12 protein-coding genes are annotated in these 13,597 nt (G+C 46.9%); 7 read left to right on the top strand and 5 right to left on the bottom strand.

What is annotated here, in order from left to right; genetic code table 11:
- Positions 1-6: 6 nt before the first annotated feature.
- Complete coding sequence (gene dinB / locus ACN0UN_RS07740) at positions 7-1,077, bottom strand: DNA polymerase IV (RefSeq protein WP_417659473.1); 1,071 nt, start codon at positions 1,075-1,077, stop codon at positions 7-9.
- A gap of 173 nt (positions 1,078-1,250) precedes the next feature.
- Between dinB and ACN0UN_RS07735 the strand changes: the two genes are divergently transcribed.
- Positions 1,251-1,598, top strand: coding sequence for a c-type cytochrome (locus tag ACN0UN_RS07735; RefSeq protein ID WP_128352365.1), 348 nt, complete (start codon positions 1,251-1,253; stop codon positions 1,596-1,598).
- Between the two features lie 222 nt (positions 1,599-1,820).
- On the top strand, positions 1,821-4,421 hold the full coding sequence (locus tag ACN0UN_RS07730) for a diguanylate cyclase domain-containing protein (RefSeq protein WP_417659472.1): 2,601 nt from the start codon (positions 1,821-1,823) through the stop codon (positions 4,419-4,421).
- Positions 4,422-4,428: 7 nt separating this feature from the next.
- Here the strand turns inward: ACN0UN_RS07730 and rep are convergent, their stop codons facing one another.
- Entirely contained in the window at positions 4,429-6,441 is a 2,013-nt protein-coding gene (rep, locus tag ACN0UN_RS07725; RefSeq protein ID WP_417659471.1) for a DNA helicase Rep, read from the bottom strand.
- Between the two features lie 135 nt (positions 6,442-6,576).
- Between rep and ACN0UN_RS07720 the strand changes: the two genes are divergently transcribed.
- Entirely contained in the window at positions 6,577-6,822 is a 246-nt protein-coding gene (locus tag ACN0UN_RS07720) for an accessory factor UbiK family protein (RefSeq protein WP_128352325.1), read from the top strand.
- Between the two features lie 3 nt (positions 6,823-6,825).
- Here the strand turns inward: ACN0UN_RS07720 and ACN0UN_RS07715 are convergent, their stop codons facing one another.
- Positions 6,826-7,539, bottom strand: coding sequence for a hypothetical protein (locus ACN0UN_RS07715; RefSeq protein WP_417659470.1), 714 nt, complete (start codon positions 7,537-7,539; stop codon positions 6,826-6,828).
- A gap of 127 nt (positions 7,540-7,666) precedes the next feature.
- Here ACN0UN_RS07715 and ACN0UN_RS07710 point away from each other — a divergent pair, with 127 nt between their 5' ends.
- Positions 7,667-8,407: a ferredoxin--NADP reductase gene (locus tag ACN0UN_RS07710; RefSeq protein WP_417659469.1), complete on the top strand. Its 741-nt coding sequence runs from the start codon at positions 7,667-7,669 to the stop codon at positions 8,405-8,407.
- Between the two features lie 20 nt (positions 8,408-8,427).
- Entirely contained in the window at positions 8,428-9,723 is a 1,296-nt protein-coding gene (locus ACN0UN_RS07705; RefSeq protein ID WP_417659468.1) for an NAD(P)/FAD-dependent oxidoreductase, read from the top strand.
- Positions 9,724-9,755: 32 nt separating this feature from the next.
- Here ACN0UN_RS07705 and ACN0UN_RS07700 read toward each other — a convergent pair whose 3' ends face one another.
- Both ACN0UN_RS07700 and ACN0UN_RS07695 read right to left on the bottom strand, forming a co-directional pair.
- A complete protein-coding gene (locus ACN0UN_RS07700) occupies positions 9,756-10,316 on the bottom strand; it encodes a hypothetical protein (RefSeq protein ID WP_417659467.1) in 561 nt (186 codons plus the stop codon).
- A gap of 86 nt (positions 10,317-10,402) precedes the next feature.
- Complete coding sequence (locus ACN0UN_RS07695; protein ID WP_417659466.1) at positions 10,403-11,428, bottom strand: hypothetical protein; 1,026 nt, start codon at positions 11,426-11,428, stop codon at positions 10,403-10,405.
- 710 nt (positions 11,429-12,138) lie between these two features.
- On the opposite strand from ACN0UN_RS07695, the gene ACN0UN_RS07690 reads away from it, so the two are divergent.
- Both ACN0UN_RS07690 and ACN0UN_RS07685 read left to right on the top strand, forming a co-directional pair.
- Entirely contained in the window at positions 12,139-12,600 is a 462-nt protein-coding gene (locus ACN0UN_RS07690) for a hypothetical protein (protein WP_417659465.1), read from the top strand.
- Positions 12,601-12,603: 3 nt separating this feature from the next.
- Positions 12,604-13,362 carry an RHS repeat-associated core domain-containing protein gene (locus ACN0UN_RS07685; protein WP_417659464.1) on the top strand — a complete coding sequence of 253 codons (759 nt, stop codon included), beginning with the start codon at positions 12,604-12,606 and terminating at the stop codon, positions 13,360-13,362.
- The last annotated feature ends 235 nt before the right edge of the window (positions 13,363-13,597 follow it).

Raw genomic sequence — 13,597 nt, 5'->3', positions numbered from 1 at the left:
TTATGCCTATTCCAGCTCTAATTCAAGCTGCAATTGATCATCGGGGTCAGGTAGCGCCACGCTAATACCGATAAGCCGAATGCCGCGATGATTCCTGCGGTCCCAGGCCTCACGAACTAAGTGATAAAACAAACTTGGTGATGCCGTTTGCGTGGTTCGCGATACAGTGGTTTGCTGAAAATCGCTGAACTTCAATTTAACAGTTTGGCTTTTAATATGAGTTTGTTGCCAGCGTGCAACGCGCATTCGGCGTAGTAGCTGCGGTAGTAATACTTCATCAACAAATTGCTCAACTTGGCGCAGTTGACTGAAGTCACTGGGCAATGTTTCTTCCACGCCAACACTTTTTCGCACCCGTTCGGTCACGATTGGGCGAGGGTCGATACCTTGGCAGCGTTGATAGAGTAACCAACCTGATTTGTCGCCCAGCAACTCTTGCAAGCGTTCAATTGAAGCCTGCTGAATGTCGCGGCCTAAAAAGAACCCTGCATAATTGAGACGTTCTAAACTTTTCGGGCCAACGCCCGGAATGCGCTTAAGCTTTAACTGGGCCAAATAATCTAAGACGCGCTCTGGCGGCACCACAAATTGGCCGTCAGGTTTGTTTTCTTCGCTGGCGATTTTAGCCACCATTTTTTGATTCGAAATGCCTGCGGAAGCGGTTAAACCAAATGCCCGAAGCGCATGCCGAATACTTTCCATGGTTACGCTGGCACTGCCGTGGTACTTCGTGTTCTCGGTTAAATCCAAATAAAATTCATCAATGGAAGCCGGTTCAACCAAAGGCGTGGTTTCTTGCAGGATGCTGAGCACTTTTTTTGAAATGTCACGATAATAGCCGTGATCAGGCGTGACAAAATGAAGTTCCGGACACAGTCGGCGTGCATGTGCACCGCTCATTGCACTGCGCACACCGTATTGGCGGGCAAGGTAATTTGCGGTTGCGACAACCCCGCGTTCACCGCCACCACCCACAGCAAAGGGACGCTCGCGCAGGGCGGGGTCGCGTAAAACCTCGGCGCTGGCAAAAAAAGCATCGAGATCTAAAAGGGCTATTTTTCGCGTAGTATCAGACATAGCACAGAAGTGTTTAACCTTGGACGGAATCTGGCTATAATCGCAACAACTAACTGAGCAAGCAAGCTCAACAGCTTATACAGGAGTCCACTGTGAACGTACTGAAAGTAGTAAAATCTAGCCGTATATGGGTTGCTGCATTAGCATTGTCTATTGGTAGCGCAAGCGCCGCAATGCTGCCACAACAAAGCAACGACGACATAAAAGAACGTATTGCACCGGTTGCACAAGTACGTGTTGCTGGCGCAAATGCCTCGCAAAGTGGCGGTGACAGTGCAAGCGCCCGAGCGGGTGATGAGGTGTACAACAAGTTTTGTGCTGCGTGCCACACGTCGGGTGTGTTAGGTGCACCAAAAATCAATGATGCGGCCGATTGGGAAGAGCGTTTAGCACAGGGCATGGATACTGTATTGAAGCATGCTGTAGAAGGTTATAACGCAATGCCACCTAAAGGCACATGTAATGACTGTAGCGAAGAAGAAATTCAAGCTGCAATTGACTATATGGTCGCTGAAATATAACGAATTTTTCGTTACTATTCATAAGCTTTATATTGAAAAAACCGCTTCGGCGGTTTTTTTGTGCGCGTAATTTAAGCAAAATGCTTTTCTAAATCTTTTATGAAAGATATACTCGGGCGTTGAGTTTACTAAAAGTTTACATTGTCTTGTACTAAACAAGCTGTTCTAAAAGTACGCGAACATATTTTTTTAAATAATAAAAGCGCGAACACATTCACAATAATGCATCAGCCTACTGAGCTCGTTAAAAAGCAAAAAGAAATTGCGCGACTGCGCAAGGCAGTTGCACGTCTGCAAAAACTTGCTCTTAAATACCGCCAGTCTGAAGTAATCCAAAAAGCGTTGTTCAAAATCTCCGAACTGGCGTCGTCTGTAACCGATATGCAGCAATTTTATCAATCGGTGCATAACATCATTGGCGATTTAATGGTGGCGAAAAACTTCTTCATTTGTTTGTACGACCAAGCAGAAGATATGGTGAAGTTTGTCTACTTTGTTGATGAATATGACGACATTCCTTCACTTGAAGCAATACCAGCAGAGTTATTGGGTAAAGGCTTAACTGGGTACGTAATGCGTACCGGACAACCCTTTCTTTATGACGCCCAAGTATTTGAACGGCTGAAAAAAAGGGGGGAAATTCGTGACTTAGGTGCAGCACCAGTTGATTGGCTAGGGGTGCCACTGCATTCCGATAGCCGCGTTATCGGGGCCATGGTTGTTCAGAGTTATACCGAAGACGTACGCTACAGCGAAGCCGATAAAGAACTGTTCATGTTCGTTTCACAGCATATTGTTAACGCTTTGGAACGTGTGCGTCAGCGCGAGCTCATGCAGGCCGAAATTGAACATCAAACCGCAAAGTTGCGGCTTATTAATGATGACCTAAAGGTAGAAATTGCTGAGCGGGAGCGGGCGCAACAACTGAGCTCGGTGTTATTCGCAATTTCTGAGGTTACCAACACTTCAGACTCAATGCAGAGTTTCTATCAACAATTGCATCGTCACATTGGTCAGCTCATTAATAATGATAACTTCTTTGTCGCATTATTAGATGACGACAAAGAGTTTTTGGAATTTCCTTATTACGTTGATGCCTTCGACAACAATTTGCAGAAGAAAAGGCCAATTGCACGTGGCATGACGGAATACGTTATTCGTCATAAAAAGCCTGTATTCATTGATCGCTACACCTATGGTGGGCTGATTGAATCTGGCGAAGTGGAAGGTGCTACCAGTTATTATGGTACTCAGCCAACGCAATGGCTCGGCTCACCACTATTGGTTGACGATGAAGTCATCGGTGTGTTGTCCGTACAAACGTACAGCCAAGAAACCACCTACAAACAAGATGACCTGGAACTACTCAACTTCGTTTCCCAGCACGTGGCCGTTGCAATTGAACGCCGCCGCAACGCGGATGAAGTGCGACGCGTCAACGCATATCTCGAGCGCAAAGTTGCCGAGCGCACGGAAGAATTGGTTAGTGAGATTGAACGTCGTAAAAAGGTTGAAGAAAAATTATTCTATGACGCGCACCATGACGCGCTGACCGGATTACCGAACCGCTCAATGTTTACTGAGCGCCTGCAGCAAACCCTAAAACATAAACGCCGTTATCCGCACCATAACTTTGCGGTGTTGTTTGTTGATCTCGACCGTTTCAAAGACATCAACGACACCCTTGGGCATTCAGCTGGCGATGAGTTTTTGCTAGAAGCCAGCCGTCGTATTGGCGAATGCATTCGCGATAACGACACCATAGCGCGGTTGGGCGGTGACGAATTTGTTATTTTACTCGACATGATTCGTCATGTTGATGACGCCTGCGATATTGCATCACGCATTATTGAACAAATGAAGCAGCCGTTTGTGTTCGGTGAAAGTGAACATTACTCTGGCGCCAGTGTCGGTATCGCAGAGTGCAAATCACGTAATGACTCAGCTGAACGCCTGTTGCGTGATGCTGATGCCGCCATGTATCAGGCAAAGAGCATGGGCCGTGGCCGCTATGTGGTGTTCGATGAAAGTATTCACAAAGACTTGGTCGCGTCATTAAACCGCGAGACCGAACTGCGACATGCACAGTTTGACCAGGATTTTATTCTGCAGAAGTTCGATGTGCATGAACTGGGCAAAAACAAACCCATCGCGCAAGAACTGTTATTGCGTTGGCAACGTGACGATGCTTTATTGCCCGCAGATCGGTTCTTGGCCATTGCTGAAAAAACCGGCATGACCATGGCACTTGATCAATGGATGCTGACTCGTTGCTGCGAGTTGCTCGCCAACGACGAAAATGCATTGCCGGTGTATGTGGCCGTTTCCGCCAAGCATTTGTTTAAGTTGGCTGCGGTGAAAGCCTTGCAGGAAATTATTACCAAATCAGGCGTTGCACCAGAGCGCCTGATTCTTGAATTCAGCGAAACCGAGCTCAACGACAACTCCAAGCGCCAACTGAGCTGCTTGCGGCAGTTTGCTGATTTTGGTGTAGGCCTAGCACTGAATGAGTTTGGCCGCAGTGCCGGGGCGCTGCAATATATACTCAACTACCCATTCACGCATGTGAAATTAGACCCGCGCTTTGTGGCCGATATTGCCACCAGCCAGCGCGCGCAAACCATGGTGCGAAATGTGGTGCATTTGTGCCGCGATCTTGGCATCGAAATATCAGCGGCCGGTATCGATACGCTGGATCAACAAAAAGCGTTGGTACATAACGGGGTCAATGTCGGGCAGGGTATTCTGTTTGGAGAACCCGAACAGGTAAAGTCACTATTGCAGGCACAACCGGCGCACATGCAGTCGGCCGGAACAGCGTAACCTCTTCTTAATCTTCCATTGCTTTACGTAGCAGTTCAAGGCCACTGGCACGGGCGCTTTCACGTGCAGCTTCATTGGCCGCAGCTTGCTCTTCCCACTCGAGATCATCTTGCGGTAACTCATACAGAAAACGGCTGGGTTCGGGCCGTATAACGTCACCATATTGGCGCCGTTCTCGTGCCATCGTGAATATTAACGACTGTTGCGCGCGGGTAATACCGACGTATGCCAAGCGGCGTTCTTCTTCAACCATACCTTCATCAATGCTCGATTGGTGCGGCAGTAAACCTTCTTCCATGCCCACCATAAACACGTGGGGAAATTCCAGTCCTTTAGAGGCGTGCAAGGTCATTAGCTGCACTTGGTCGCCTTGTTCTTCTTCTTCATTGCGCGACAGCATGTCACGCAAACACAGCTTGGCAACGGCTTGTTCAAGCGTCAGTGGCTCAGCGTCGTCGTCACCTTTGAGCATTTCAGTTATCCAGCGCATCAACTCATTGACGTTTTTCCAACGCATTTCGGCCGCACTCACACTGGGGCTGCTTTCATACAGCCATTCTTCGTAGCCAATCAACTTGAGTAAGTCGAATAAAGCTGAAGCCGCATCGGCGCCATGGTCGCACCGGCGTGCCGCGCGCTTCATAAAGTCGACAAAGTACTGCACCGATTGGTATTCGCGTGCGCCCAAGCGTGTTTTTAAGGCTTGGTGGTCAGCCGCTTCATACAAGCCAACGTGCAACTCATGGGCAAGATCACCAATGCGCTCTACCGTGTGCGGGCCGATGCCGCGTTTGGGGGTGTTGATGATACGAATAAAAGCCGTGTCGTCGCTTGGATTCACCAATAACCGTAAATACGCCATGATGTCTTTAATTTCAGCGCGCGCAAAAAAGCTTTGTCCGCCGGTCATGCGGTATGGAATACGGTTGCTGATCAATGCCTTTTCGAACACACGGGCTTGGTGGTTGCCACGATACAGCAGCGCAAATTGATGGTACGGAGTACGCTCTAAAAAGCGGCGACGTACAATTTCCGCAATCACACGTTCAGCCTCGTGTTCTTCATTGCGGCCATAGATGACGCGCAGTGGTACACCGTATTCCATTTCAGAAAATAGCTTTTTATCGAATACGTGCGGATTGTTCTCAATCAAAATATTGGCCGCCTTCAGAATACGGCCGTGCGAGCGGTAATTTTGTTCAAGCTTGATCACTTTCAGCTTCGGAAAGTCTTTTTGCAGCAACGCCAAATTCTGTGGCTGGGCGCCCCGCCAAGAATAAATCGACTGGTCGTCGTCACCCACCACAGTGAAATTAGCCCGCTCACCCACCAGCAACCGAACTAACTCATATTGGCTGGTGTTGGTGTCTTGGTATTCGTCAACCAGCAGATAATGAAACTTGTTTTGCCAGCGCGTTCGCGACTGCTCATCCGTTTTCAGCAACAAGGTTGGCAATAGAATCAAATCATCAAAATCTATCGCATTGCAGGCTTTCATATTTTGCTGATAGCGCCGATAAAACTCAGCAAACATTTGGTCGTCTGGCTGTTGCGCTTGGGCAAGTGCTTGCTCAGGGCTGAGCATGGCATTCTTCCAGTTACTGATTTGGCTTTGCAGTAGCTTTAATAGGGTTTTGTCGCCATCAAGTTCGGGTTCGGTCAGCGCCTTTAGCAACGCAAACGAATCTTGGTCGTCAAATAGCGAAAAGCCCGGCTTCATGTTCAATTTCGTGACTTCTTTACGAATAATCGTCAACCCAAGTGTGTGGAAGGTTGATACCGTGAGGCCGCGCGTATATTGACGGCCAAGCGTTTGCCCAACCCGTTCCTTCATTTCGCGCGCTGCTTTATTGGTAAAGGTTACCGCAGCGATATGTCGCGCTGGGTAACCGCAGCGCTGAATCAGGTGGGCAATTTTTTCGGTAATTACGCGTGTTTTACCACTGCCTGCGCCGGCCAGCACAAGCACTGGCCCTTCAATTGCTTTCACAGCTTCTTGTTGGCGCGGATTGAGTAACATGAAATTGAATGACCTTTCGCAATGAAGCGTTTAAATAAAATGGAGCCCTTAAACTTGGCCGCAGATTTTACCGTAAAGTCCTGCTAAGCTAAAAGGTAATTAAAACTTATCTTAAAATCAGTGATGGATGTAAAAATGGACGCCAAAAAAATTGAAGACATCGCCCGCCAGATTAATGACAGCATTCCAGCGGGTGTCAAAGACTTCGCTGGCAATCTTGAGCAGCGCATCAAAACCGTTTTGCAGCAACAGCTTGGTAAGCTCGATGTAGTAAGCCGCGAAGAACTCGATGTGCAACATCAGCTCTTGTTGCGCTTACGTCAGCGTGTCGATCAACTCGAGCAAGAACTCGCAGCAATGAAGCGTGATCAAGACAGTTAAGCACTAAGTATTGGGTTTACACTGCGCCCAAGTTGCTGCTGTTGAAACGTTTTGTGGCGCTGGCAATGCCGCTTTCGCCGCAGCCACGCGGGCCCGATACCTGTCGAGCTCAAGTTCATTACGCAGAATCTGATTCACATCGCGATTAATAAAATAAGCGATACTGCCAATGTTATACAACGGTGAGTACTTTTCTTCACGGACCAACGCGGTGGCATTGCCGTTCAGTTGATTGAGGCAGCAGTCATTTAAGCGGTTCACCAAAGTGCGCGTAATTGAATCGGGCACCTTCATATTGTCGGGGTCACTTGCGTAACGCCGCAGTCCCTCAATTTGCTCATAAGTTTCAGCAGTAATTTCAATAGCTTGCTTAATTAGTTGTGCAGACTCATGGGCAAGCTCAATATTCAGAGCCGACAAAATAGCGCGGCTGGCTGCAGCCTCGGCAACACTAAATGCATCGTCGGTTCGGTTTAACTCACGCCACTGCTCATTCAAATAGCGCAATTCTGCCGTATCAATCGGCTGCTGTGGCAATGCGGCTAAGCGTTGGGCAAAATTGCAGACGCGCGCATCGCTCAGCGGTGCGGCCACGCTTTCAGAGACCGTCTCAATACCTTGCGGTGTCGTTTTGTCGCAGCCAGTTAACGTAAACAGCAGAACAAATCCCATAAGCACAGTTAGAATTGGTCGGCGTGGGCTAAAATTTTTTGACACAAACAAGCTCCTCAAAATGTACACCGAGTGTAACACTTGCTTTGCGGTAAATGCAGCGGCATAACTAGAAATAATCGCACACAGCCCGTACTATGAACGCATCACTGATGGTGCAAGGAGAATGTAGATGGCGCAATGGATAACGGGTGAAGTTGTCGAAAATTATGCTTGGAATCAGGAGCTATTCAGTTTGCGCGTGCGCACCCAACCGTTTGAATTCATTGCGGGGCAATTTGTTCGGCTTGGTCTTCAGCATGACGGCGGGCGCATACAACGCGCTTATTCGTTGGTGAATGGGCCCGATGACGGGGTGTTAGACTTCCTCGTGAATCGGGTTCACGGTGGCTTGTTTTCGCCTATGTTGCACGACTTACGCGCCGGGCAATCGATAGAAGTGTCGCAACCACCCAGTGGCTTTTTCACCCTCAACGAAGTGCCCGACGGCGACAGCCTGTGGCTTATTTCAACGGGTACCGGCATTGGCCCTTACCTGTCGATGTTAAGTACAGATATTCCCTGGCAGCGCTTTAAACGGATACACCTAATTCATGCCGTACGATTCGCTGCAGACCTTGCCTACAGCGCTAAAATTCTCGAGTGGGTTAAAGCGCACCCTGGTCAACTGACTTACCAACCGGTTGTCAGCCGCGAAGATCATGCGGGTGCATTGCGTGGTCGTATTCCTGCCCTGATTAAGTCTGGCGACCTACAGCGCGCCGTTGGGGATGTGCTCGACGAACGGGCACAGGTTATGTTGTGCGGCAATCCAGAAATGATTCGTGATGCCAAAGTATTGCTGAATGACATGGGCTTACCGAAAAACCTACGCCGCAAACCCGGCAATGTCACCGTGGAACATTATTGGTAATACTATGAAAGGATGAACGCATGTCAGAACACCATATTATTGTAGTTGGTGGCGGTGCCGGTGGCTTGGAACTAGCCAGCAAACTAGGGCGCAAATACGGCTCAAGCAGAACCGTAAAAGTCACACTCGTTGACAGAAATTTAACCCATATTTGGAAGCCACTTCTTCATGAAGTTGCTGCGGGTGCGCTCGATGCAGATATGGATGGTGTTGACTATCGTGTGCAGGCTGCCGCGGCCGGTTTTCGGTTTCAACCCGGCGAACTGACTCAGGTTGACCGCGATTCACAAACGCTCACCTTAGCCCCCATTCGTGATGATGCTGACCATGAAGTCGTGGCGGCAAGAACGTTAAACTACAATCAACTGGTGCTTGCCATCGGCTCGGTGACGAATGACTTTGGTACTGCCGGTGCAGCAGAACACTGCTATTTTTTGGATAGCGTGAAGCAAGCCAAGAAATTTCACCACACCCTCATGAACACCTTTTTGGCGTTGCAGGCACAACGTTACCCACGGCCACTTCGTGTTGGCATTGTTGGCGCGGGCGCAACCGGTGTTGAGCTGGCAGCAGAGCTTCATAAGTCGGCGGAATTAATACGTAGTTATGGCTTTGACGACTTCGAATTAACGCAGCTTGAAATAGTACTAATAGAAGCTGGCGAACGTATCTTGCCAGCGTTAAGCGAGCGAATCGCCGCTGCCGCAAGTCGCGAGCTGGCTAAACTCGGTGTTAAAATTTGCGTTAATACTGCAGTCGAGAGTGTCAGCCAAGAAGGTTTTGTCACGCGCTCGGGTGATTTTATTGAGGCATCCATCAAAGTTTGGGCCGCCGGAGTGCGTGCACCTGACTTTCTTGCAAATTTTGCGGGCCTGGAGACCAACCGTGGTAACCAACTTGTTGTGACGGATGTTTTGCAAACCACCCGCGCCGCAAATGTTTTTGCGATAGGCGATTGCGCAGCATTTACGCAAGCAAACGGCAGCAGGGTTCCGCCTCGCGCGCAGGCAGCACATCAAATGGCCGACTGTGTTTATGAAAATATTGTGCGCAGCTTGAAAGGTCAGACGTTGAAACGCTTTTCGTACAAAGATCACGGCTCGCTTGTGTCCTTGTCAAACTACACTGCCGTGGGCAGCCTGATGGGAAATTTAACCCGCGGCTCTATGATGATTGAAGGCATGATGGCGCGGTTTATGTACAAATCCTTGTACCGTATGCACCAAGTGGCCTTACACGGTTATTTCAAAACCTTTTTGTATATGCTGGCGCAGGGCATTAACCGACGTTTACGCCCGCGCCTTAAACTGCATTAATTTAAAGAAGAGCGCGCTTGTAAGCTCCGTGATTAATTCCACCACACTAGCGTAATGGGTACATCACCACCGGTGTATTCAAACTCAACACTCACCAGACCGCCGCTATCGGCAATGGCAACAAGCGCGTCGCAGTCTACATTGTCAGCGCATAAAAAGTCATATTGATAAAACCCATATATGCCGGTTGTTTCCTCAGTAAACGGGTTTCCCCTCAGTTCAACGTTGTCGTATCGATAACTTGTGCCAATTGCATCGGGAGTTGCTGAAACCACCTCAATTAAGCTTGTCAAAATTATCGTTGCCCCATCACCGCTTGGGGCGGCAGGGAATTGACCGACACGAAGCTCGTATGAAGTTCCAAACTCGTATTCAAAGTTGAAAATATCAGACGCAACCGTATCAACACCGTTCTGCACTTCGGCAAATGCGTCAATATGAATAGTCGAATCAACGCCATAATATTGAGGTGTGGAAGAGACATTGGCACGATAAGTGTTTGGGTCAGATTCTTCATCAGAGCCGCCGCAACTAGCCAAAAAAATTGTGGCGAAAAGGACTGAGGTTATGTTGATTGAATTTATTAATTTCATATTTTTTCTCTATGAGGCCGGTTGTATTTTAAGTTCGTTGGCAGTTAATTTGTTCAGTAATTAAAGGCTGTGACTAGCTCACTTAACTAAATAAGGTCACTTATCCTGTATATTTCGAAGTCGACGTTATCCCAATAGGAAACAATCAAAAAGTTCTTATACACAACGAGAGCTTCAATATTTTTCTCAACGTCGATTCGATATATCGCTGTAACGTCGTCGCCGTCGAGCTGGTATGCATAAATGAAGTTATTGTTGGCGAGGAGTACGCCTTTATCGTGAACCGCAACTCTGTTTGTTCCGTTCGAACTTGTTGGGTTGACTGTTTCATGAAAAAGTTTTGGCTCGGAAAGTCCGTTGAAAGAAATGTCCATTTCCCAGACAGCAGCAAAACCTGTAAAAAATAGCGTGTCATCACGCAACTCGATATCAAATCCATAGAGCTTATCTGTCGTAGTATATTCATCGAGGAGCTCAAACTCGCTACTGAGTAAGCTTATTTTTTGAGGGCCTCCAAGGCTTTCAAAAACCACTATGGAACCATCTTCTAAAGCATAAACATTATTAATCCAGTTTTCCGTCTGATACCTAATGTCCTGAGTGATGAGCCCTTGACTGTCAACACATACTTCCTTGATTGTATAACGCTGCACTTCGTCTGGAGAGCTCTTGTCCACCCAGTAAGCGCAATTGCCAAATGACTCGAATATCACAGCGCTTAAATCAGGGGAGTCTTCAGTCATGTAGATGACATCAAACATATCGCTTTTTATGCGGTTAACACGCACATGGTTGACCATCAAGGTTGCAATATCGCCATTTTCTAACGTGGCAATATTAATGGATCCAGTTGAGGATACCTGGATTTCGCTTTCCACCAATCCGGATTCGTTGATATCTAATAGGCTGACACCTGCATTGTGGCTGATAGCTAGGGAGTTCTCGTGAACTGCATAGTTTCGACCGCCCGGCAGCCAGTAGGAATCAAGATATTGGACATCGCGATCGACGACCTCGATCGTTGGCGGGCGCTCGTCAGGCTTATCTTCATCGCCAGCACCGCATCCAGAGATGAGAGCTATTGAAAAAATAAATAAAAAAATTCTTAGCATGAATAATCCTTTATGTGTTTCGTGGCCGCCTAACGTTGAAGCAACCTCATCGTCCTTGGCAGATAACAATAGCATCTGGAACCGTATAGCCAACCGTTTGTTATTTCAATGTTATTTACAATATTATTAATGCAATTAATGTAAAAACCATTGGATTGATGCTGAGTTCGAACTTTCAGCTTTACACTAGCTTAGGTATAACTTTGATATTCCGGCCATAATAATTAACGCCCGCGGTTCATTAATTCTACGAATAACAGCTTCTTAAAATGGAGGGATTACAGTCCATTTAAATGGTTGAATAATGAACGCGGCATAAAGAAAAATAATAGTTAAAAGGAGAGAGGCGATGTTTTTGAAGCTATATAGACCGCAACTAATAATTTATTTTGTCATGTCATTGATTGTAGGTGGACTAATCGCAATTGGTGACGGATTAATAAGAGGCGTTGGGTTTTCTATTGTATGTATGGCTTTTCTGACATTATATTCTTATTTTTCATACAAAAAGAAAATGTCTGAGTAGGCGAATGGGATATTATTTATATTGAATTTCAGTATTATCTTGAATACAAAGCCTCGCTCGAGCGTGGCTTTGTTTTTACCGCAGGTGATTCACTTGTTCGAGTTCACCATTTCTCCAATTGCGGAGAGATTTCTTGCCATCTGGCTCTCAGTCGAACAAAAATCTAGTTGTTAGGAATTAAAAGATGAATATTGATAAAAGACCGCAGTTGGGCTTTCGGGTGGTGGGACACGAGCTGGACGGAAGTGAAGTCTGCTGTACTGGAAGACAAACAGCTTTACTTTTGCAGAAGTTGAACGAACTTCATACTGGTACAGTATGGTACGCCTCGGACTTAGTTTGGAGTACCGGCGTTGTTGGAGAACCTGGAACCCCAATGTATTTGGGGGACGATGTTAAAACAGTAGAAGTATTGAGTGGCATCGATCAATTTTTCTCTGGAATATTATTAGGCTTTGAAAAGGGGAATTTGCCCAAAAGTTTCAAAGCTAAGCATTTTACCGAGGACATGCCATATTCGGAAAATGAAGGTGCTCTGTTCGAAGTAAGGCTCTTCGATACAACGTATTTTGAAGTTTATTTTTCTGATGCAAAATTTGCGAACAAATTCATTTCAACGGTTAGGTGCGATCTTATAAACCACTAAATCTTGCGGCCACTCAGCAGCGGGAAACTCAATAGCACCGCGCACAACGGCAGCAGGTCACGCTTTCGTTATACGGGTCAAACACTCATTCCTAGCACCCAGTTATACCATTATAAAGCGCGAGTGTACCATCCGAAGTTAGGCCGGTTCCTTCAGACTGACCCCGTGGGTTATGAAGATGGCATGAACTGGTATGCTTATGTTGCAAATGATCCAATAAATCACACCGATCCGACAGGTAAAGTTTTGAATTTCATAGTCGGTGCTGCAATTGGTGCAGCAATTGAAGCTGGGGTTCAGTTGGCAACTACAGGAAAAATTGACCGAGACTCCGTGATAGCTGCGGCTGCTGTTGGAGCTGTAACTGGTGGTGTTGGTGGTATACTCGCTAAGCAGGCCGCAAATGGGGTAATTTCGTCAGGTAGAGCTGTCGCAGGAACAGCGGCTACAGGCGGTATATCGAACGGCACAGCTACAGCAGTAACTAACCCAGATGCTAGTGCTACTGATATTGCTATTGCAACAGTTGCTGGTGCAGCAGGAGCTGGAACCGGAGCAAAAATAGCTAATAAGACAGTAGCCAATCTGGAAAAGATGGAAAAGGCAGGTGGTATCTCCGCAAACATAGCAAGTACTACTCGTAGTGCTGGAAACGCCTCAGGTAAAACGTCGGCAGGAGCGGAAGTAGGCAAGATAGCAGCGGATACGGTCAGCAATTTGAGCGGAAAGTCGGCTTCTTGTAAAAGTGATGGTTCTTGTTAGAGGTTAAAAATGAAGAAGAAACTATTTTACTATTTATTAAAGCAAGAGCTTTTTTATGTAAGTGTATGTTTTATCATCTCTCTTTTGGTTAGTGTTAATAATGGACTCGATGCAGCAATAAAAGCTTTCGCATACTGCCTATTATTTCTTCAGCCAGTAATAATTATTATCAATAAAAATATTATTATTGAGCTGATTGGCTTTGATCAAAGAAAGTAGATTATCGTTTTAAAAT

The sequence above is a fragment of the Pseudidiomarina sp. genome, assembly GCF_048267825.1.
GTDB lineage: Bacteria > Pseudomonadota > Gammaproteobacteria > Enterobacterales > Alteromonadaceae > Pseudidiomarina.
Note: the sequence above shows the minus strand (reverse complement) of the source record. Positions and strands in the feature narration are given on the sequence as shown.

Excerpts from the sequence above, each read along its gene's own strand:
- rep (WP_417659471.1), bottom strand. The coding sequence starts at position 6,441 with ATGTTACTCAATCCGCGCCAACAAGAAGCTGTGAAAGCAATTGAAGGG.
- ACN0UN_RS07720 (WP_128352325.1), top strand. The coding sequence starts at position 6,577 with ATGGACGCCAAAAAAATTGAAGACATCGCCCGCCAGATTAATGACAGC.
- ACN0UN_RS07705 (WP_417659468.1), top strand. The coding sequence starts at position 8,428 with ATGTCAGAACACCATATTATTGTAGTTGGTGGCGGTGCCGGTGGCTTG.
- ACN0UN_RS07735 (WP_128352365.1), top strand. The coding sequence starts at position 1,251 with ATGCTGCCACAACAAAGCAACGACGACATAAAAGAACGTATTGCACCG.
- ACN0UN_RS07700 (WP_417659467.1), bottom strand. The coding sequence starts at position 10,316 with ATGAAATTAATAAATTCAATCAACATAACCTCAGTCCTTTTCGCCACA.
- dinB (WP_417659473.1), bottom strand. The coding sequence starts at position 1,077 with ATGTCTGATACTACGCGAAAAATAGCCCTTTTAGATCTCGATGCTTTT.
- ACN0UN_RS07730 (WP_417659472.1), top strand. The coding sequence starts at position 1,821 with ATGCATCAGCCTACTGAGCTCGTTAAAAAGCAAAAAGAAATTGCGCGA.
- ACN0UN_RS07695 (WP_417659466.1), bottom strand. The coding sequence starts at position 11,428 with ATGCTAAGAATTTTTTTATTTATTTTTTCAATAGCTCTCATCTCTGGA.
- ACN0UN_RS07710 (WP_417659469.1), top strand. The coding sequence starts at position 7,667 with ATGGCGCAATGGATAACGGGTGAAGTTGTCGAAAATTATGCTTGGAAT.
- ACN0UN_RS07690 (WP_417659465.1), top strand. The coding sequence starts at position 12,139 with ATGAATATTGATAAAAGACCGCAGTTGGGCTTTCGGGTGGTGGGACAC.